Annotated in this window: 28 protein-coding genes and 1 tRNA gene; 25 read left to right on the top strand and 4 right to left on the bottom strand. The window is 68.4% G+C overall.

Annotated elements, in window-relative coordinates; translation table 11 throughout:
* Window positions 1-54 precede the first annotated feature (54 nt).
* Both P5G59_RS17050 and P5G59_RS17045 read left to right on the top strand, forming a co-directional pair.
* Window positions 55-279, top strand: a complete 225-nt coding sequence (locus tag P5G59_RS17050; RefSeq protein ID WP_301220212.1) for a hypothetical protein — start codon at window positions 55-57, stop codon at window positions 277-279.
* A 64-nt stretch (window positions 280-343) separates the two neighbouring features.
* A complete protein-coding gene (locus P5G59_RS17045) occupies window positions 344-709 on the top strand; it encodes a hypothetical protein (protein ID WP_301220211.1) in 366 nt (121 codons plus the stop codon).
* Window positions 710-777: 68 nt separating this feature from the next.
* On the opposite strand, the gene P5G59_RS17040 is transcribed toward P5G59_RS17045, so the two are convergent.
* Both P5G59_RS17040 and P5G59_RS20820 read right to left on the bottom strand, forming a co-directional pair.
* Window positions 778-1,779 (bottom strand): zinc-binding dehydrogenase, encoded by a 1,002-nt coding sequence (locus P5G59_RS17040; protein WP_301220210.1) that lies wholly within the window; start codon window positions 1,777-1,779, stop codon window positions 778-780.
* Between the two features lie 7 nt (window positions 1,780-1,786).
* On the bottom strand, window positions 1,787-2,080 hold the full coding sequence (locus P5G59_RS20820) for a GNAT family N-acetyltransferase (RefSeq protein ID WP_435871282.1): 294 nt from the start codon (window positions 2,078-2,080) through the stop codon (window positions 1,787-1,789).
* Between the two features lie 170 nt (window positions 2,081-2,250).
* Between P5G59_RS20820 and P5G59_RS17030 the strand changes: the two genes are divergently transcribed.
* The 3 genes from P5G59_RS17030 to P5G59_RS17020 all read left to right on the top strand — a co-directional run bounded on the left by P5G59_RS17030 (window position 2,251) and on the right by P5G59_RS17020 (window position 3,518).
* Window positions 2,251-3,030 carry a dienelactone hydrolase family protein gene (locus tag P5G59_RS17030; protein WP_301220208.1) on the top strand — a complete coding sequence of 260 codons (780 nt, stop codon included), beginning with the start codon at window positions 2,251-2,253 and terminating at the stop codon, window positions 3,028-3,030.
* Complete coding sequence (locus tag P5G59_RS17025; RefSeq protein ID WP_301220611.1) at window positions 3,030-3,416, top strand: MmcQ/YjbR family DNA-binding protein; 387 nt, start codon at window positions 3,030-3,032, stop codon at window positions 3,414-3,416. The genes P5G59_RS17030 and P5G59_RS17025 overlap by 1 nt, the downstream gene beginning before the upstream one ends.
* A gap of 29 nt (window positions 3,417-3,445) precedes the next feature.
* A tRNA-Arg gene (locus P5G59_RS17020) sits at window positions 3,446-3,518 on the top strand.
* Here the strand turns inward: P5G59_RS17020 and P5G59_RS17015 are convergent.
* On the bottom strand, window positions 3,484-3,771 hold the full coding sequence (locus tag P5G59_RS17015; protein ID WP_301220207.1) for a helix-turn-helix domain-containing protein: 288 nt from the start codon (window positions 3,769-3,771) through the stop codon (window positions 3,484-3,486). The genes P5G59_RS17020 and P5G59_RS17015 overlap by 35 nt on opposite strands.
* Before the next feature lie 89 nt (window positions 3,772-3,860).
* Here P5G59_RS17015 and P5G59_RS17010 point away from each other — a divergent pair, with 89 nt between their 5' ends.
* The 20 genes from P5G59_RS17010 to P5G59_RS16915 all read left to right on the top strand — a co-directional run bounded on the left by P5G59_RS17010 (window position 3,861) and on the right by P5G59_RS16915 (window position 17,755).
* Window positions 3,861-4,457 carry a hypothetical protein gene (locus tag P5G59_RS17010; RefSeq protein WP_301220206.1) on the top strand — a complete coding sequence of 199 codons (597 nt, stop codon included), beginning with the start codon at window positions 3,861-3,863 and terminating at the stop codon, window positions 4,455-4,457.
* Complete coding sequence (locus tag P5G59_RS17005; protein ID WP_301220205.1) at window positions 4,454-4,696, top strand: hypothetical protein; 243 nt, start codon at window positions 4,454-4,456, stop codon at window positions 4,694-4,696. The genes P5G59_RS17010 and P5G59_RS17005 overlap by 4 nt, the downstream gene beginning before the upstream one ends.
* A gap of 135 nt (window positions 4,697-4,831) precedes the next feature.
* Window positions 4,832-5,023 (top strand): hypothetical protein, encoded by a 192-nt coding sequence (locus tag P5G59_RS17000; protein ID WP_301220204.1) that lies wholly within the window; start codon window positions 4,832-4,834, stop codon window positions 5,021-5,023.
* A gap of 28 nt (window positions 5,024-5,051) precedes the next feature.
* Window positions 5,052-5,360 carry an HNH endonuclease gene (locus P5G59_RS16995; protein WP_301220203.1) on the top strand — a complete coding sequence of 103 codons (309 nt, stop codon included), beginning with the start codon at window positions 5,052-5,054 and terminating at the stop codon, window positions 5,358-5,360.
* 167 nt (window positions 5,361-5,527) lie between these two features.
* The gene (locus P5G59_RS16990) at window positions 5,528-7,087 is read left to right on the top strand and encodes a hypothetical protein (RefSeq protein WP_301220202.1); all 1,560 of its coding nucleotides are present in this window, start codon (window positions 5,528-5,530) and stop codon (window positions 7,085-7,087) included.
* An 11-nt stretch (window positions 7,088-7,098) separates the two neighbouring features.
* Window positions 7,099-7,380 (top strand): hypothetical protein, encoded by a 282-nt coding sequence (locus P5G59_RS16985; protein WP_301220201.1) that lies wholly within the window; start codon window positions 7,099-7,101, stop codon window positions 7,378-7,380.
* Window positions 7,340-8,419 carry a phage portal protein gene (locus tag P5G59_RS16980; RefSeq protein WP_301220200.1) on the top strand — a complete coding sequence of 360 codons (1,080 nt, stop codon included), beginning with the start codon at window positions 7,340-7,342 and terminating at the stop codon, window positions 8,417-8,419. The genes P5G59_RS16985 and P5G59_RS16980 overlap by 41 nt, the downstream gene beginning before the upstream one ends.
* A gap of 5 nt (window positions 8,420-8,424) precedes the next feature.
* Window positions 8,425-10,122, top strand: a complete 1,698-nt coding sequence (locus P5G59_RS16975; RefSeq protein WP_301220199.1) for an HK97 family phage prohead protease — start codon at window positions 8,425-8,427, stop codon at window positions 10,120-10,122.
* Window positions 10,123-10,160: 38 nt separating this feature from the next.
* Window positions 10,161-10,781 carry a hypothetical protein gene (locus P5G59_RS16970; RefSeq protein WP_301220198.1) on the top strand — a complete coding sequence of 207 codons (621 nt, stop codon included), beginning with the start codon at window positions 10,161-10,163 and terminating at the stop codon, window positions 10,779-10,781.
* Window position 10,782: 1 nt separating this feature from the next.
* A complete protein-coding gene (locus P5G59_RS16965; protein WP_301220197.1) occupies window positions 10,783-11,196 on the top strand; it encodes a hypothetical protein in 414 nt (137 codons plus the stop codon).
* Window positions 11,189-11,605: a hypothetical protein gene (locus P5G59_RS16960; protein WP_301220196.1), complete on the top strand. Its 417-nt coding sequence runs from the start codon at window positions 11,189-11,191 to the stop codon at window positions 11,603-11,605. The genes P5G59_RS16965 and P5G59_RS16960 overlap by 8 nt, the downstream gene beginning before the upstream one ends.
* A gap of 3 nt (window positions 11,606-11,608) precedes the next feature.
* A complete protein-coding gene (locus P5G59_RS16955) occupies window positions 11,609-12,127 on the top strand; it encodes a hypothetical protein (protein WP_301220195.1) in 519 nt (172 codons plus the stop codon).
* Between the two features lie 49 nt (window positions 12,128-12,176).
* Window positions 12,177-13,244 (top strand): hypothetical protein, encoded by a 1,068-nt coding sequence (locus P5G59_RS16950; protein WP_301220194.1) that lies wholly within the window; start codon window positions 12,177-12,179, stop codon window positions 13,242-13,244.
* Window positions 13,244-13,597 (top strand): hypothetical protein, encoded by a 354-nt coding sequence (locus P5G59_RS16945; RefSeq protein ID WP_301220193.1) that lies wholly within the window; start codon window positions 13,244-13,246, stop codon window positions 13,595-13,597. Before P5G59_RS16950 ends, P5G59_RS16945 begins: the two co-directional genes overlap by 1 nt.
* Window positions 13,594-14,808, top strand: coding sequence for a hypothetical protein (locus P5G59_RS16940; protein WP_301220192.1), 1,215 nt, complete (start codon window positions 13,594-13,596; stop codon window positions 14,806-14,808). The genes P5G59_RS16945 and P5G59_RS16940 overlap by 4 nt, the downstream gene beginning before the upstream one ends.
* A gap of 3 nt (window positions 14,809-14,811) precedes the next feature.
* Window positions 14,812-15,639 carry a tail fiber domain-containing protein gene (locus P5G59_RS16935; protein WP_301220191.1) on the top strand — a complete coding sequence of 276 codons (828 nt, stop codon included), beginning with the start codon at window positions 14,812-14,814 and terminating at the stop codon, window positions 15,637-15,639.
* A complete protein-coding gene (locus P5G59_RS16930) occupies window positions 15,632-16,525 on the top strand; it encodes a hypothetical protein (protein ID WP_301220190.1) in 894 nt (297 codons plus the stop codon). The genes P5G59_RS16935 and P5G59_RS16930 overlap by 8 nt, the downstream gene beginning before the upstream one ends.
* On the top strand, window positions 16,522-17,160 hold the full coding sequence (locus tag P5G59_RS16925) for a M15 family metallopeptidase domain-containing protein (RefSeq protein ID WP_301220189.1): 639 nt from the start codon (window positions 16,522-16,524) through the stop codon (window positions 17,158-17,160). The genes P5G59_RS16930 and P5G59_RS16925 overlap by 4 nt, the downstream gene beginning before the upstream one ends.
* Complete coding sequence (locus tag P5G59_RS16920; protein WP_301220188.1) at window positions 17,157-17,531, top strand: DUF2746 domain-containing protein; 375 nt, start codon at window positions 17,157-17,159, stop codon at window positions 17,529-17,531. Before P5G59_RS16925 ends, P5G59_RS16920 begins: the two co-directional genes overlap by 4 nt.
* Window positions 17,528-17,755 (top strand): hypothetical protein, encoded by a 228-nt coding sequence (locus tag P5G59_RS16915; protein WP_301220187.1) that lies wholly within the window; start codon window positions 17,528-17,530, stop codon window positions 17,753-17,755. Before P5G59_RS16920 ends, P5G59_RS16915 begins: the two co-directional genes overlap by 4 nt.
* Here the strand turns inward: P5G59_RS16915 and P5G59_RS16910 are convergent.
* Complete coding sequence (locus P5G59_RS16910; protein WP_301220186.1) at window positions 17,752-18,564, bottom strand: tyrosine-type recombinase/integrase; 813 nt, start codon at window positions 18,562-18,564, stop codon at window positions 17,752-17,754. The two genes, P5G59_RS16915 and P5G59_RS16910, sit on opposite strands and share 4 nt — an antisense overlap.
* Window positions 18,565-18,581 lie beyond the last annotated feature (17 nt).

Below are 18,581 nucleotides of genomic sequence, written 5' to 3'. Positions count from 1 at the left end.
ACAGGAAGGCGTACCTCTGGCAGGGACACCGCAGGCGAGTCGGAGGAGGTCGGAGTGGAGACCGTGGTCGCCGTGCTCGAACGTGACGACATCGCGTTCGAGATCGAGTTCGAGCGCACCAGCGAGCCGCCGTTCGAGTTGCGCCTCCCCTCCCACATCGGCGGAGCGGCGGTGGTAGATGTGTTCGACCTGTGCGACTCCAGCCTCTGGCCGGACATCATCCACTACCGGTTCTCGGAGTGCGTGCCCGTCGTCATCGGCTCGTCCGACGACTTCTGACCGCCGGCCACCCCCTGATTCGCTGCATACCCGCGAGGACCGGGCCGTGGCTATGCTGTGCGCCATGAGCACGAAGAGCCGGCAGGGCCCGCACCGCGAAGAGACGCTCCAGCTCGGTGAGAAGCGCGGGTTGTGGGGCGCGTTCGCGGGTCTCATCACCGCCGTGCTCATCGCGTACCCGCTGTCGGCGTGCATCGCGTTCGCGACGCATCCGACCACCCAGAAGCTGTTCGGCGGCCGGCTGGAGTCGGCCTCAGCGGCAGGGTACGCCACCTTCTGGTGGGTGCTGGCGCTCGGCTGCATCGCCCTGCCGTTCCTCGTCGGCTTCGGCATCGCCCGGCTGTCCAGCCGTGCCGTCATCGTCATCGCCACGATCGTGGTGCTGTTCATCATCGCGGTGGTGATCCTCGGCCAGATGTTCGCCTTCTAGACGGCGCAGCGACGCGCCGTCGGCCGCGACTCCTGCGGTCGGCCGGGCCCCTCGGGCCGGCCGCAGGGTCAGCGCATGGTGAGCACGATCTTGCGCCCGGGCGCCGCCTCCTCGGCCGCGCGGTGCGCATCCCACACCTCGGTGAGCGGGAACGGCACGGGCTCCGCGATCCGCAGCGACCCCGAGGCGGCGGAGGCGAGCAGGCCCGCGAGGACGCGGCGGTACTCGGGCCGGCGGGTCGCGACGTAGAGGGGCGCGCTGCAGACCCTGTCGGTCCGGCTGACCGCGGCGGCCGCCCCGCCGCGCACGGTGTCGGCCCGTTCGTGGCCCGCTCGACCGGCGAAGGCGGTGTGGACGAGGATGCCGCGCTCCCGGAGCGCCTCGCGCACGCGCGGCGAACCGGTGTGGTCGATCGCCGCATCCATCGCTCCGCCCGCCGCTTCGCGGACCAGCGCGGGCCAGTCGGCGTCGCGGTGATCGATCAGGGGGATGCCGAGGCCTGCCACGGCATCCCGGCTGCGGGGCGAGGCGGTGCCGACGACGGTGCGGCCCTGCTCCTGCGCGAGCTGAGCAGCCAGCATCCCGACCGCCCCGGAGGCACCCTGCACCAGGACCCGGCGGGCGTCGCCGGCCAGCTGCAGCGCCCGGGCGGCGGTGACTCCGTCGAGCGGCAGCACTACGGCGGATGCGGGGTCGAGCCCGTCCGGCACCGCGACCAGCAGCGTCGCGGGGAGCGTGAGGAAGGTCGTGTGGGCACCCATCCGCGGCAGCACGCCCGCGACCCGCGCGCCCTCGCGCAGGCCCAGCGCGACGGACACGGCCGACTCGGTGACCAGCTCCCCCACGAAGTCGTAGCCGGTCACGAACCCCGGCGCCGGCTGCAGCGCGTACCCGCCGCGTCGCGCGAGCAGATCGGTCGCGCCGAGCGACGCGTGGGTGACGCGGACGACCACCTCCGTGCCGCGCGGGGGCCGCACCGGCTCGCGGGCCAGCACCATCGCCCCGACGTCACCGAACCGCGACACGCGCGCCACGAGGCGCGAGGGCCCGCCTCCGTCCAGCTCCGTCATCCGGTCGTCAGCCCGCGCGTCGCTGCAGCAGGGCGGAGCGCTCCGGGTGCGCCTCGAACCAGTCCGCCACGTACCAGCACATCGGCACGATGCGTCGCGTCCCGCTCTTCTCGATGTCGTCGACCGCGTACTCGACAAGCTGAGCCGCATAGCCCTTGCCTCGGTGGTGCGGCACGGTGAAGGCCCTGGTCAGCGAGATGGAGTCGCCCAGGATGCGGTAGTCGAGCACGCCGACGAGCTCGCCGTCGACGTGCATCGCGTAGCGGTTCGCGTCGATCTGATCGCTGAACTCGGTGGCCATGCGCCCATCGTACGTCCGTCTCCGCGGGAAGGAACGGGGGTAGGCTGTGCCCGTGGGATCCCGACCCGCACCCGTCGGCTCCCGCGCGCATCCGCGACCATCGTCACAGCAGACCCGGCCGCCGGCGGCACCCGCCGACCGTGCGACGTGACGACCCTGGAGCCCCACCCGTGACGTTCGACAGCCCGTCGCCCGCACTCGCCCCCGCCTTCCAGGCGCTTCTCGAACAGGTGCCCGTCGGCGAACGCTCGGTCATCGAGGCCGAGAACGTGCCCTACGAGCACGAGGGGACGCCGCTCGAGGGCTATCTCGCCCGCGACGCGTCCGTCGACGAGCGCAGGCCCGCCGTGCTGGTGCTCCACGACTGGCACGGAGTCGGCGACAACGTCCGGATGCGCGCCCAGATGCTCGCGCGGAGCGGGTACGTGGCGTTCGCCGCCGACCTGTACGGCGCCGGAGTCCGGCCGACCGGCGACGAGGCGCCCGCGGAGGCTGGCAAGTACTACCGCGATCTCCAACTGCTGCGCTCCCGCGTCGCGGCGGGTTTCAGCTGGCTGCAGCAGCATCCCGCCGTCGACCCGGCCCGCCTCGCGGTGATCGGCTACTGCTTCGGCGGCACCGCTGCACTCGAGTTCGCCCGCACCGGGGCGCCCGCGCGCGGGGTCGTGTCCTTCCACGGCGGCCTGATCGCGCACGATCCGTCGGACGCCGCCCAGATCGCGGCATCGCTGCTGGTGCTGACCGGAGGGTCGGACCCGGTGGTGCCGGACGAGGCCGTAGTCGCCTTCGAGGAGGAGCTGCGAGGCGCACCGCACGTCGACTGGCAGGTGACGACCTACTCCGGTGCCCCGCACGCGTTCACCATCCCGGGCACCGACCGGTACCGCCCGGTGGCGGACGCGCGCAGCTGGCGGGCGATGGTGTGCTTCCTGGACGAGGTCTTCCGGTGATGGAGCACCCGCTGCTCTTCGACGACGGGGACGCACTGGTCCACCGCATCCGCGCGCTCGCCCTCGCGCTCCCGGAGGCGGTTGAGACCCTCAACCACGGCCGCCCGTCATGGAAGGCCGGCGAGAAGGGCCGCGCCTTCGCCGTGCTCGGGGCGACGATGGACCGTCCCGACACCCTGGTCTTCAAGCCCGACCCGGCCGAGGCGCCGGCCTGGCGCGAGGACCCGCGCGTCTTCGTCCCGAAGTACTGGGGGCCGAGCGGCTGGCTGGCCATCGACCTCGACCGCTCGGCCTCGGACTGGTCGGAGACGCGCGAACTGATCGAGACCTCGTACCGCCAGGTCGCGCTCCGGCGCCAATTGGCGGTCTTGGATGCGGTCATGTAAGCTCGTATCCGGCCTGCTTTGCGGGCCTCGCGCCACTAGCTCAACGGATAGAGCATCTGACTACGGATCAGAAGGTTGGGGGTTCGAATCCCTCGTGGCGCACATCGGCCCCCGCTTCGGCGGGGGCTTTTGCGTGCACGCCCTCTGCGAGCCATTCGAGCGACTGTCCGGTGACCTCGGCCCAACGGACGAAGTTGGTCGCGCTGGGCTCAGACTTCCCGAGTTCCCACGAGCTGACCGTCGTCCGCGCTACCCCTAGCATCTGCGCGATCTGGCCTTGCTCCAGACCCGCGACGAGGCGCGCTCGCTTGAGCCGATCCGTCAACGTCCACGAAGGATTGTCGATCATCGTCATGCGAACACCGTAGCGCATCACCGCGACGAATAACACGACACGCCGCAGGCAATCCCGCATTATGTCCTCATGACGGATTCGATGCACTCATGACGAAAAACGCATCACGGGACGAGCCGGGACCGAAGCTCATCCGTCATCGTATGCGCTTCGAGACCAACTTCACTCAGATCCCCAACGCTTGGCTCCGCGATGAGCGCGTGTCCTATCGCGCCCGCGGCATCCGCGACCTGCTGCTCAGCCACGAGCACGGCTGGACGATCACCCTGAAGAACCTCGCCGCAGCTAGCCCCCGAGAGGGAATCGACGCCGTACGCAGCGCCGTGGAGGAGCTGGAGGAGGTCGGCTATCTGAAGCGCCACGTGGTGCAGGGTCGAGGCGGCAAGTTCGAGGGCCACGACTGGGAGCTGTGCGACCCGTTCGACCTCGGCGCATCCACCCTGTTCACCGCGTTGGATAATCCAACGCGGTCGCGAACCGCGTTGGATAAGCCAACGCGGACCGCATTGGATAATCCAACGCCTATAAGAACACCAGTTAGAACATCTAAAGAAAGTTCTAAAGGTGACTCCAGACGCGAGCACTTCGGCATCGGCGGACGCCGCTGCACCGCCGAACTCGTAGACGAGCGCCACTGCGCTCTCGGCCACCTCGTGCCCCTCGATGACGAGGCGGTCAGCGCATGAGCCGCATCCCCTGCCCCTACGCCGTACAGCGCGCCGGCAGTGAAGGTGCCTGGCTCCCCGGATGGTTCGGCATCGACCGCATCACCGGGCATGCGGCCCACTTCGCCACCTGGGATGAAGCGCTCCAGTTCGTCAAGCGCTACCAGACCATCGACCACAGCCGCATGCAGTGGGGCATGGTGCCCCGCTGGGAAGGGCTCGACCTCGAAGCCGTAGCCCGAGAGGGGATGTACGCATGATGCACGCGACCGACTCAGCGCTCGACCTGAGCAATGACCCCTGGATGGTGGTGCTGATCTTCGGCGCTCTGGCGGCTATCATCTGGATCACCGCAGCTCCGTACCGCGAAGCCGACCGCACCGAGAGGAACGACCATGCCGTTGCCGAAGGACAACCCGGTCCCGACCATGACGCCCGAACAGCGAGAGCAGGCGGCGCAGATCACCTCGAAGTCGCACGAGCAGATCGTGGAGAGCAGGCTGACAGCGATCGCCTGGTTCACCGGAGTCATGGCCTTGAGCGTGATCGTGGGCGTGCTCGTCTCGGTGGTCTCGGCTCTGAGCTAGACCGCACCGACAACGGCGAGGGCCGGCGATGAGCCGGCACCACATCGCCCAGAAGTGGACGACGCACGCACCCAAGCTCCGCGAGAAGTGGACGGCGCTGCTCCCGCGTCCGTGCCTCGCATGCGGCCAGCCGGTCACCAAGGGTGACCGCTGGCACGTCGGTCACATCATCGCTGCGGAGGACGGTGGCAAGCCGACGATGCAGAACACCGCGCCCGTGCACGCACACTGCAACCTCAGCGACGGCGGCAAGCGTGGCGCAGCGCGAGTGAACGCAGCGCGACGTGCTGTCGCTGCACGCGACCAGGCCGAGTCGGGACGGCGGTCATGGCGATGACGGCGATGGTTTTTGAGAGTGCGTCCGTACCTCCGCCCGTAGGCAGCACGGATTTCTCTCTCTATCGGTGGAACGAGGTCCGATCGTTCGCGATCGACCCGCGGAAGACAGGCGGTCTGGCCGAAGACGCCCAGGGACGCATCGACTTCCTCACGGGGGCGCGGCTCATGGGCTACGAGCTGGAGGACTACGACCCCGAGCGCCGTCTGCGCGAGCTGACTGACCCGGAGTTCGCCGGGGCAGAGCGAGCACGCCGCCGCAAGGCCGGCTACCGCGACCAGCTACTCCCGCAGCAGCTCGTCATCAGCGACGCCCTCGACACCGGACACGACGAGTACGTGATCGAGATCATGCGACGCGCCTCGAAGACCACGAGCATCTTCATGAAGCTGCTCGGCCGCAGCGCCAACCGGCCCGGTCGGCAGACCACGTTCTCGGCGCAGAACGGCGTCGCCGGCTCCCGCCGCCTCCGCGAGTGGGGCGCGCGGCTCGACGACATGAACCCGCCCGACGACCTCGACCTCCCGCCGTGGCTCCGCGGCCGGCAGCGCGTGGACAAGCGCCAGCAGCGCGCCGTCGCCCTGTTCGGTGACGACTGGCTGCCCGACGCGGCCGAGAGGCCCGGTGGGCGCGGCTTTCGCATCATGCGCGGCGAGGTCGGCAAGGGCATCTACTTCGACAACGGTTCGACGTTCCTCGTGCTCAAGCCGGACCCCGACGCGTACCGCGGCGAGGGCGCCGACGACTCGTGGTTTGACGAGTTCCAGGAGGTTGACCCCGACGAGGGCGCGGAGGTCATGGCCGGAGTGCTGCCCCTCCAGGACACGAAGATCGGCGCGTCCACCATCGTCTCCGGCACGGCCGGCGAGACCCGCGTCGGGCCGTTCTGGTCGATGCTCCAGCGCCTACGCGAGGACGACCCGACGATGGGCGGGCTCGACTACGCGTTCCCGTACGACGTGCAGTGGGACGAGATCGAGGACGAGGAGACGGCGATGCGGCTCCTCCAGGAGAACCACCCCGGCATCGGCACCCTCACCATCGAGCCGAAGATGCGGAAGAACTACCGCGCCCTGCCGAAGCCGCAGTGGGCGCGGGAGTACGGCTCGGTATGGCCCGAGACCGCAGGCGAGCGCGTCATCACCGCGCAGGCATGGGCCGACGCCGAGGCAAAGCGGTGGCCGGCGCAGCCCAAGCGGGTCGCGTTCGGCATGGCGATCAAGCCGGGAGGCTCGGCAGCGGCGATCTGCGCGGCCTGGCGCGACTCGCGCGGAACCGCGTACATCGAGGTCGTGAAGCACGCACCCGGCACGACGTGGCTGCCCGAGGAGGCGCAGGCGATCACGCGAGCGCGGGTCGGCTCGACCATCGCATACGACGACATCTCTGAGGGCAAGGCGACCGCGACCGAGATGCAGCCCATGCGGCCCCGGCCCCGGCTGCGCGTGCAGACCTACCGGGAGACCGCAGCCGGCTGCGTCCAGATCATGCGCGACCTCGCACGCGGGAAGCTCAAGCACAACAACGACCCGTCGCTGAACGCGGCTGTCGCCGTCGCAACCAAGCGCGAGGTCCGCAACGACAAGGGCGTGTGGCTCTGGACGATCAGCGACCTCGCCGACGACATCACGACCCTGGACGCGGCGACGAAGGCGCTGCGGAACTGGGACCAGCACTTCGCAACCAAGACCGCGGGCGGCAACAACAGCCCGATCATGGGCAACTAGGAGAACCCGCGATGACCATCAAGCTCGACATCTCACCGACCAGCATCGTGATCTACTGCACCGACTGCGGACACTGGCGTGGCTTCGCCTTCGACCGAGAGGACGCCGAGCGCCGGGGCGTTACTCACGAGGAACTCGTGCACCCCAAGGTGTGGGATTTCCGCCGCAAGGTCGAGAAGAACAACACCCGCCGCGCCGCTCGACACGCCGGCGATTCCATCAATGACCAAATCCGTCCGCAGGATTCTCGGCATGGGAATCTTCGGCCTCGGGTTCGGGAAGCGCGCAGCTAAGGCGCTCGCCACCGCAGACCAGCTCGCCATCGGGTCGCCGTGGGCTCCGGAGAGCGACCTCAAGCCGATGGTGATCGCGGAGGCCTTCGGTCTGAACACGGATCAGCTCCCGCTCACGCGGGACGCGGCGATCAAGATTCCGGCTGTTTCGAAGGCGCGCAACCTGCTCGTCTCGACGATCGCGAAGTTCCCGCTGCGCGCAATGGACGGGGACGAGGTGCTCGACGCGAAGGCGCAGCCGTCGTTCCTCTACCGGACCGACACGAACGTCACGCCGTACGAGCGCATGGCCTGGACCGTCGATGACCTGATCTTCCACGGCTACTCGCTCTGGCGCGTCGTCCGAGGCGCGGGCAACTCCCCGAAGGGTGGCCCCATCCTCTCGGCCGAGTGGGTTCCGCGCGACAAGTGGTCGATCAAGCCGGACGCCAACGTGGGCCACCGCCTCTACATCGAGGACGAGCCGATCGACGACCTCAGCCAGGTCATCCTGTTCAACTCGCCCTTCGAAGGGCTGCTCACCATCGCCAGCAAGACCCTCAAGGGTGCCCGCGACCTCGACGCCTCCTGGGTCGGCCGAGCACGCAACCCCATCCCCCTGATCGAGCTGCACGTCACCGACGACTCGGAGCTCACGACGGATGAGATCCGGGAGTTCGTGCAGGCCTGGGCCGACGCGCGTCGCAGCGAGAACGGCGCGATCGGCTACACCCCGGCCGGACTGGAGATCAACGTGCACGGCGAAGTGCACGCCGACCTCATGGTCGAGGGCCGCAACGCCGTCCGCACCGACATCGGATCGTTCCTGAACATCCGCGCCTCGATGCTCGACGGAACGATGGGCATCGACTCGCTCACCTACTCGACCAAGGAGGGCGAGAAGAACGCGTTCTACGAGTTCGACCTGCCGTTCTGGACCGACCCCATCGAAGCGCGGCTCTCGATGGACGACGTTGTGCCGCGCGGTCAGCGCGTGCGCTTCGACAAGTACGACGCATACCACCAGCCGCTCGACACCGGCGTACCCACGGAGGACTGACCACCATGACCAACGTCCAGATCGAGGCGGGCACGCTCGCCGCGAACCTCGAAGACCGCACCGTCTCCGGCCTGCTGCTCAAGTTCGGAGAGGTCGGCCGAACCAACCTCGGCCGGTTCAAGGTCGAGAAGGGCGCGTTCAAGCTCCCGAAGGACATCGGCGCGTTCCTCGGCCTCGACCTCGGCCACGACCGCACCAAGCAGATCGGCACCGCGCTCATGGCGACCGAGACCGACGACGGTATCTGGGCGTCGTGGAAGATCGCGGACAACCCCGAGGGCAACGCTCTGCTCGCCGCCTACAACGCCGGCGACCCGGACGCACCGCGCAAGCTCTCGATCGAGGTCGATGACGTGCGGCTCCGCGACGGCGTGGCGATCGGCGGCAACATCCACGGCGCGGGCGTCGTCAAGGCGGGCGCATTCCCGTCGTCCACCCTCATGGCCGCCGACACCGTGGACGTGAACGGCGAACCGATCCCCGCCGAGTCCACCAGCGAGTCCAGCTATGCGACCACCAACAGCGACGGGTCGCAGTACAGCGACACGACCAAGACGACCGAAGAAGTCGAAGACCTGGGTGAGGGCAAGAAGCGCATCACCCGCACGACCGTCACCGTGACGGAAGTCAAGGAGCCGGACCAGCCGGCACAGAACCAGGAGGAAACCGTGGGTGCAAACAGCATCGTCCCCGCCACGCTCGCCGCATCCGCGGGGAGCCTCGTCGCCCCCGAGGGGCAGGTGGACGAGAAGTCCGCCCGGGAGGTGTTCACCCTCATGGCGAACGCCATGAAGGGCGACCAGGAGGCGGCGACCCTGCTCGCCGCCCTCACCGACATCAAGACGACCCCGACGTCGGCCGGAACGTTCGGCAGCGTCATCCAGCCGTCGTGGCTCGGTGAGGTCTGGAAGCAGAAGACCTACAACCGCCGCTACATCCCGCTGCTCGGCACCCCCGGCACCATCACCGCGCAGGATGAGAAGGGCTTCACCGTCTCCGCCGACGCCGAGCCGGTCCAGCCCTGGAGCGGCAACAAGACCGAGCTGCCGTCGTCCAGCGGCACCACCGACCTCGTGTCGTCCACCTTCCAGCGGTGGGGCTGGGCCGCGGACATCGCCCGCGAGTTCTTCGACATCCCCGGCAACACCGCGGTCATCGAGGCGTTCCTGCGCCTCGTGAACAACAGCTACGCCCGGCAGACCGACAAGTGGACCCTCGCACAGATGGTGGCCTCGTCCACCCTCGTCGCCCCGGACACCTACCCGGTGCTCGACCCCACCCGCGACTACCCGGTCGCGATCAAGCAGCTCATCCAGGGCGTCGACCTCGTGTCGTCCGACCCGATCGACGACACCCCGGCCTTCGCCGTCGCGAACGCCGCCGCCTGGCGCGAGATCATCTACGCGCCCAAGGACGCCCTGCCCGAGTGGCTCTCGCTCAGCTTCGGCATCACCGACCAGAGCGGCACCGCCGACGGCAAGGTCCGCGTCGTCCGCGGCAACATCGGCATCGACGACACCCCGGCCGTCATGGTCGGCGCGCAGGACGCCGCCCATGTCAACGAGCTGGGCGGCGAGTCCCCGCTGAACCTGTCCGCGCTCGACATCGCCCGAGGCGGCATCGACAAGGCGGTGATCGGGTACACGCAGTACATGGCCGACTACGCCGACGCGCTCGTCATCGTCGGCGCCGCGGACGCGTAACCACACCGGATCACTCACTCAGGAAGGGCAGGCTCATCGTGGGTTACTACGTCGGGGATGTTCCCGCGCAGCCTCTCGTGATCGAGCCTGCCCGGAATGAGGAGCCGATCGACCTCGCACCGTTCAGCCAGGCCGACGCGCAGCTCTACGGGCCGGATGGTGACCCCGTGCTCACCCCCGGATTCCTCGCCACCATCCAGGACGAGGTGATCGTGATCGACTGGCCCGAATCGAGCCCGTTCGATCAGCCCGGCATCTATGAGCTGCGCGTCGTGCTCAGCAACCCGGACACAGAGGTACGCGAACGCCTGGCCCCCGTCCGGCTCGTGGCCGACACGGACGACGGGTGGCACACGCTCGACACAGCCCGCGACGACTGGCGCGACGCGCCCGGCTTCGACGCGTGGCTCTACGAGCTGCTGTGGACGGCACGCAACGACGTGGTCGCGTACGCGCCGGCCCTCGCTGCCGACCAGCGTCCCCCGCTGAACTACCGGCGCGCGCAGCTCATGCAGGCCCGCAATCTGTGGAACGCCGGCAAGGTGGACCCGTCGAGCGGCGGCATCGGAACCGACACGTTCGTGCTCCGCCCGTTCCCCCTGGACTGGACCATCAAGCAGGTGCTTCGCCCGAAGCGCGCGATCCCGGGAGCGTTCTGACATGGCCGAGATCAGCGTCCGCACGGTCATCATCGACACCATCAAGCCACTGCTGCCGGGACGGTGGCGGCTGCTCGATACCGCCCCGAATCTCGACACGCTCGATCGGGTCACGGTCACCACGAGCATCCAGCGGATCGAGCGCGCCCCCGAGGTCGCGAAGAACGCACGGTGGTACTTCGGCACGCTCCGCGTGGAAGAGCCCAGCCGCGACATCGACGCCGTTGACGACTTGCTCGACGACGAGATTATCGACCTGCTCAACGCGATCGACGACCTGGCGCGCACCGACGCCGCGCCGATCATCACATGGACCACCGCAGAGCGGGGCGTCACCAAGGAAGAAGGCGGGAACTTCGCCTTCGATGTGACATTCAAGATGTTGTACACACGAAAGGAATCGACCCGTGGTTGATATCGAAGTGAAGCCGTTCATCCTCAACGACGTTGACCTGACCCTCGACGGGAACGGCTACGCGTCCGCGGTCAACAACGTGGAGATCGCGCCGAACGGCGGGCAGCTCGTCACGTTCAAGGGCATGAAGAAGGGGAGCGTCTTCAACTTCCCGACCGAGCCCACCTGGCAGGTCACCCTCGGATTCGCGCAGGACTACGAGACCGCGAACTCGCTCGGCATGTACCTCTTCCAGCACTACGGCGAGACCGTGCCGGGCACGTTCACGCCGAAGACGGGCGGCGGTCACTGGGAGTTCGACGCGATCCTCGTGCCGGGCTCCATCGGCGGCGCTGGCGACGCCGTGGCGACCGCGAGCGTCACCCTGGGCTGCGCCGGCAAGCCCGAGTGGGTGCCGGCGGCGGGCTGAGCCGTGGCCCTTCGGATCAGCGTCTTTGCGAGCAAGGAGCTGCAACAGACGATCGCGATCCTCAAGGGCGTGGACAAGGACATCTCGAAAGCGATCCGCATCCACATCCGCTCGATCACATCGGGTGAATGGGCGGAGGCGGTTCGCGGTCGGACGAGCAACGCGCAGGAGGTGAAGGTGCTCGCAAACACGGCTCGCGTCCTCGTGAGCAACCAGAACATCACGCTTCGCGCCGGCCACATCGGCAAGGCGCTGAGCGGCGGAGCGAAGCCGTCCGACATCGTGCGTCCCGTCGAGTTCGGCGCACCGCAGAACACCGTGAACACGTACACGGCGCGGTCGCGCAAGGGCAAGACGTTCCGGGTCACCCGGCACACGAACCGGCAGTTCCGCGGCCCGTCGCGCACCGGGTACGCCGTGTACCCGGCCGCGTCGAAGGTCATCCCGCGCATCGCGTCGCTGTTCGTCCAGACCACCATCCGCACGTTCTTCGAAGGATTCGAGAGGGCCGGCCGTGGCTAAGGGCATCAGCATCCCGATCGCGGGCGAGGCACGCGAGTTCGCGCGTGCCGTGCAGACCGGAGTCGTCGCACCGCTGGAGGACGCCGACGACGCTGTGAAGAACATCGGCCGCGACGCCTCCCGGCTCGATGAGCTGGAAACCAACATGAAGGCGGCGCAGAAGGCCACCTCGAAGTACGAGGGCGAGCTGCGCAACGCGATCGACGCCCAGCGGCGGGCCGCGCGCGGAGCCCGTGACATCGGTGACGACGCCGAGGTCGGCTTCCACAAGGCCCGCCAGAACGTGGAGGAATTCAAGGACGAGGCTCGTCAGAACTTCTCGGAAGTCACCTCCAGCTTTGACGGCTCCATGCAGTCGGTCCTCGATCTCGCGCAGGGCACGTTTGGTGGTCTTGCCAGCTCGCTTGCCGGCCCTCTCGGTATCGCTGCCGGCCTCGGTGCGGCTGTGCTCGGCGGCGTGTTCACCTCCATGTCCACGTCGGCGGACGAGAACGCTCAGAAGGCTGAGGAACGCATCTCGGCCATGTACGACGATTTCCTCGAATCGGGCAACAATTATCGGACCAAGGATCAGGTCGCGGCCGCGATCAAGGATCTGGTCAGCGACACCGAGAAGTGGAAGAAAGCTCAGGACGACGCCAAGCAATCCGGGCTGGATATCTCCCTGATCCTCCAGGCGCAGGCCGGCGACGCGAACGCTCTCGCCCAGGTGCAGGCGGCTCTCAAGGAGAAGTACGACGCCGCGGCTGAGGCCTCGGACAAGTACGTCCTCAAGAAGGGTCCGCAGGCCGCCGCAGCATCGGCGGAGAAGCTGGCGATGCAGCAGCTCATCGAGGAGTACTCGAACTACTCGGGCCAGTCTCAGACCGCCGCGCAGAAGGCGAACGCTGTCCGCGACGCGATGAACGCGCTCGGGCTCCAGTCCGACGGCACGGCGAAGCAGATCAGCGGGATCAAGAGCACGCTCGACCAGCTCCCCGCGACGAAGAACGTGACCGTCACCGCGACGACCGACGCAGCCGTGGCGAAGATCAACGCGCTTACCCGCCAGTACAACAACAGCGAAATTTCAGTGTTCGTGACCGGCAAGACACGAGCGGGCGAGAGGGTCTTCTAGTGGCGACCATCAGCGACGGCACCACCACGATCACCCCCGCCCTGATCCTTGTGAACGACGGCCAGCAGGCAAGCCGCAACATCACGCACGACATCCTCGGGCGACCGGACCCAGACGTATCACTCGCGCCGGCCGGGCTCCGCACCGGGACGATCGACATGCTGTTCACGGACGCCCCGAGCGCGGATGCAGCCCGCAGGCTTCTCGCCCGGCCGGCCGTGTTCACCTACAGCGGCGAGGTACCCGAGCTGAGCATGCGCTTCGTCATCGGCGACGGCAGCATCGGCACGAACCTCGATCGCGAGAGCTACGTGTGGACCGTCAGCATCCCGTACCGCGAGGTCGCACCGTGACGATCGACCGACACAGCATCTTCGCGCAGCTCAGCGTCGGCGGCGTGCTGGACGTGAAGTCTGCGGACATCACGATGGACGAGACGTGGGCGCCGTTTGTGCAGGCGCGCATCGTCTGTGCGTTGCCCGATCCGTCCGTCCGGGAGCTTATCGACCCGCGCAACGACATCCGCCTCACCCTTCGGGTACGGCAGGACTTCGGAGAATCCGGGCGCCTGGCCGACCTCTCGGCCATGTGGGCCGGCAAGACGCTCGGAAGCCCCGACGACATCCCCGGCAGCGCGACCCTCGGCGCGATCAGCGCTTGGAGGGCGGCGGCGTGGAACAGCTTCGGCGTTCGCCCGACCACCAGCCGATCCTTCAACCTTTCCGTCCGCAGCCGCCCCTACGCGCACAAGGACGGCACCGTGAGCATCGTCGCAGCCTCCGACGAGGCGCTCCTGCAAGATCAGGCTCTCCTCGGTAGCGCGGTCATTCGCCCACCGGCCTCCACCGTCCGCGGGCTCGTGTCCTACGTGCTCGCGCAGATCGGGGCGGTGCTTCTCGACGGGCCGGCCGACGCTGACTTGCCCGCGACGGTGGGCGTCGCGACGCCGGGAATGACGTGGTGGTCGTTCCTGACGCCTATCCTTCAGCAGGCCGGACTCAGGTTGTGGTGCGACGGCCGCCGCTCGTGGCGGCTCGCGGAGCAGATCAGCACCGTGAAGGGCAACATCGTGCTCTCCTACCTCAGCACCATCACCGACGCGACCGACGACATCGACCGCGACGGAAACGAGTGGTATGACGCCGTGCAGATCACCTATACGTGGACGGACGCGTGGGGGATGCAGCAGACCGCCTACGACTGGGCGGAGACGCCCGGCTATTCGAAGGTGCTCTCGCTGGAGTACCGCGATGCGCGCTATCCCGGCCCCGGAGCGGCGCAACGGGTTCTCGAGCGCGCGCTGGGTCGCGGGCGAGTGTTGAACCTGCGCGCCGTGTCGGACTACAGCGTCGAGCCCTCCGCACCGATCACGATGACGCTGCCCGACACACCGGTTCAAACCGGCGCGGCTAGCGCGGTCACGTGGCGGTTCCCGGACGGCGAGATGGAAGTCAAGAGCCGGGGGCTCGTGGACACGCCCAAGGCGGCGTGGGTACAGCTCGCCCCGGGCGAGGAGTGGTTGGACAGCCCGGTCGGGGCGTCCTGGATCAGTGAGGCGGTATAAGGCATGGCGAACGGCGACCTGGCAGCGTCGATCGGTCTGGCGGTGTTCCCGGGCACCCAGGACCGGCGGCAAGGGTACGACAACGACAACATCCGCGGTGACGAGCTCGCGAAGCACATTATCGACGGCGGCCACGACTTCAGCCACATCACCGGCACCCTGTCTGCGGATCAGGTGCCCGCCCTCGATGCGTCGAAGATCACCACGGGCGTGCTCGATGCCGACCGGCTCGGACTGACCGCCGCGAAGATTCCCGCGCTGCCGCCATCGAAGATCGCTCCGGGCAACTTCGGCGCCGGTATCGGGATGATCACGAATCAGCCGATCGCGACAACGAGCACGATGAACGCCGGTGCCGGGCTCGGCATCGGTGGAACCGGCCAGGGCTTCGACAGCGCCGGGAACATCGGGTGCGGCGCGATCACCTCGCCGTACACGCGCGCGAACCCGGTCGCGGACTGGGTTGCCCTCGGCGTCAGCAGCGGCGGCAGGATCGGCCCGCAGGCGTCCGCGCGCCGGTTCAAGCAGAACATCAAGCCGTGGCTGATCAGCATCGACACCTTCATGGGTCTGGAGCCCAAGACATTCCGATACAAGGCGGCGGTGAAGGAGCACGGCCAGTCGGCACCGTACGAGGTCGGCTTCATAGCGGACGACTTCGCCGCCGCCGGCCTCGACGCGCTCGTCTACCTGTCCGACGACGGGCAGCTCGGCGGCATCCATTACGAACGGCTCGTGGTGCCCCTCTGGGGCATCGTGCAGCAGCAGCAGCAGCTCATCGACGCGCTGAGCGAGCGCGTCGCGACCCTGGAGGGACAGACCAATGGCTAGCGGTCACCTGGACGAGAACGGCATCTGGCAGTACGGCGAGGACGACCCGCGGTCGCCGTTCTCCGACACCCTCAACATGGGCCAGGAGGCGACCTCCGTCGCGATCGGCGCGCTGCTCGCAGAGGTCGGCACCCTGTCCGATCACGTCGCAGCGAACATCGACTTGCGCCCGTTCGCATCCAAGACCGACCGGGACGCGTTCTGGGGCGTGCCCGGTACGGAAGCGCAGCGCATCGCCCTGCAGAACCGCGGCGCACTCGCCTACCGAACCGATCTCGGAATGCTGGAGCACTACCTCGCGACGTACAACGCGGGCACGAACCCGCAGGGCGCGAAGACGCCCGATTGGTACCCGGCCGGCGGCGTGCGGCCCAGCATGGACCTGCGCGCTTCCGGCACGGTCGGGCAGAACGTGACCAACGGCGCTACCTCGCCCGTCGCGCTGATCGGCGGCGCCGCCGGCCGCGCCTTCGGTGCGCCGACCGGCTCGTCACCGTTCTCCCTGGTGAGCCAGACGTACACCAGCACCGACTTCTCGTGGAAGCAGGACACGGGCGACCTCAAGGTGCTCCGCGAGGGGCTCTACCGCATCCGCGCCGGCCTGAACGTCTCCGGCGCATCCGCCGGCCTTTTCGAACTCGCCCTGGTGAAGAACTACAGCAGCGGCGCGATCCCGACCGACGACAAGACCCTCGTCAGATCCGGCGCCGGCTTCGACCCGGGCGGCGAGTACGTCACCCTCGTGGCTGACCACGTGCCGATCCTCACGAGCGACACGCTGCGCCTCATCGCGGCGCAGAACTCCGGCGCGACCGTCCTCGCGGGCAACCTCGGCCCGGCTTCCTGCTTCCTCCAGCTCGAATACGAAGGGCCGATCCGCGCATGAACACGCTCGTTCCGATCCCCTGGCAGCCGGGATACTTCCTCACCCCGGACACGCTCACGATGCTCCAGCTCGCGAGCGCCCACGCCGGCCACAACATCCCGGTCACCGACGCGTGGCGCTCCTACTTGGAGCAGAAGGGGTACCGCGACTACTACGAGGCCGACCCGCTACACCACCCGTACGCGTCCGACCCCGACGACCCCAACGCGCAGAACAACCACATGCGCGCCGCCGCGGTGGACATCCGCGACCGCGCCGACCGTGCCGCCATGCTCGCCGTCGGCTTCAAGCCGGACGGCTCCGAGTGGTGGCACTTCAACAACCCCCGGTGGGCGTCAATGCCCATCATCCCGATCAACACCTACGTCGCGCTGGCGTCCCTCAACGCGACCGCGCTCAGCCCGGACGACATCCGATCACTACTGGAGGACGACATGAAGCTCATCACATCCACCGGCCAGCGGCCCCCGCTGCTCATCGGCTCGCTCGGGTCGATCTACCTCACCGACCAGAAGGAGATCGACGGCACGACCGCGGCGTTCGGAGCGCTCCAGGTGAACGACCTCCAGCAGGACGCCATCCACAACGCGGTCAACCGGTACGCCGAGAACGCGAAGACCTACCTCAACGCATGAGCGACGCCGCTGACATCACGGTCTCGGTGATCAGCGGCAGCGCAACCGTCACGGCATCCCTGATCGCCGCGGGGGTCGCGTGGCTCGCATCCCAGAGAGCCAAGCACGCCCGCGACGACGCCCGGATCATCAAGGAGGAGGTCAAGAACAACCACCAGACCAACCTCCGCGAGGAAGCCGACGAACGCCACGAGGAGAACAAGTCTCTGCTCAATCAGATCATCGAGACGCAAGCCGACCACGGCGAACGGCTCGAACGGCTGGAGGGCAGCGACGAGACCCAAGACGAGCGCATCGAACGCATCGAACACACCTGGCCGCGGTCCCGCTTCATGCCGCCGGCCCGACACCGAAAGGAAGATGACCAGTGAGCCACGCAGCACCCGAGAATGACCAGCAGTCCAGCACCCCGACCCTGCCGAGGGGTCTCCGCCTCGGCATCTACGCGATCGCGACGCCGGTGGGTGCTGCGGCCGGCGTCGTCGCAGCGGCCGGCCCCATCGTCGGCCCCGTCGTCGCGCTCGTGGGCGGCGTGGTGGCGGCGGCATGCACGGCCGCGATCGGCACGACCGCGCTGGGCAACCTCAGCCGCTAGCCGGCGGCAGCGAGCACCGCTCCCCGGATACGCTCGTCGGGCACCACGACGTAGATGCGCGTGGTGGCCGGCGACGCGTGCCCGAGCGCAGCCTGCGCTACCGCGAGGTCGCTGTGGGCGTAGATGCGTGTCCCGAACGAATGCCGCAGCGTGTGGAGCGTCCAGTGGTCCGGGAGCACGTTCGTGGCGAGCTTGCCGACCCAGCGGGGCGAAAGGTGCCCGCCGTCGTCGCCGGGGAATGCCCACCCGTACGGGAGGGAGCGCAGCTCCAGCGCGAGTCTCGGCGTCAATGGCACGTCGCGCTCCTTCGAGCCCTTGCCGTGCACGCGCAGCGACCACCCGGTGAGGTCTTCGAACAGGTCATCGGAGTGCACCTGAGCTATCTCGGAGCGGCGCAGGCCGGCGTCATGCGCGAGCCGCAGGATCAGCCGCAGCCGTTCGTCGGAGCGAGCGAGAGCGTGCTCGTAGACGCGCTCGGGCGTCGGCCGCGGGCGAGCCTGGCCCGGCTTCACCTTCGGCAGGGCCAGCGCCGTGTTGACCTCGCAGAGCCCGGTCGCGTACGCCCACGACCAGAACGAGCGGAACGTCGTGCGCCGGCTACGGCGAGTCTCCGGCTTCCACTCCTGCGCGCCGCAGTACGCCACCAGCGCCTCACCCGACAGAGACCACGGCCCGGCGCTCACGCGTCGGGCCAGGTGTTCGAGGTGCTGCCGCCTCGTGTTGCATGTCGTAGACGGAGCCCCCGCGGCGCGCTGCGCCACGAGGTAATCGCGGATCGCCTCCGCCCATTCGTCTGTGAATTCGTTCATGGTGTGCAAGAAAGGCT

It is taken from the genome of Leifsonia virtsii, from assembly GCF_030433675.1.
Classification (GTDB): Bacteria; Actinomycetota; Actinomycetes; order Actinomycetales; family Microbacteriaceae; genus Leifsonia; species Leifsonia virtsii.
Note: the sequence above shows the minus strand (reverse complement) of the source record. Positions and strands in the feature narration are given on the sequence as shown.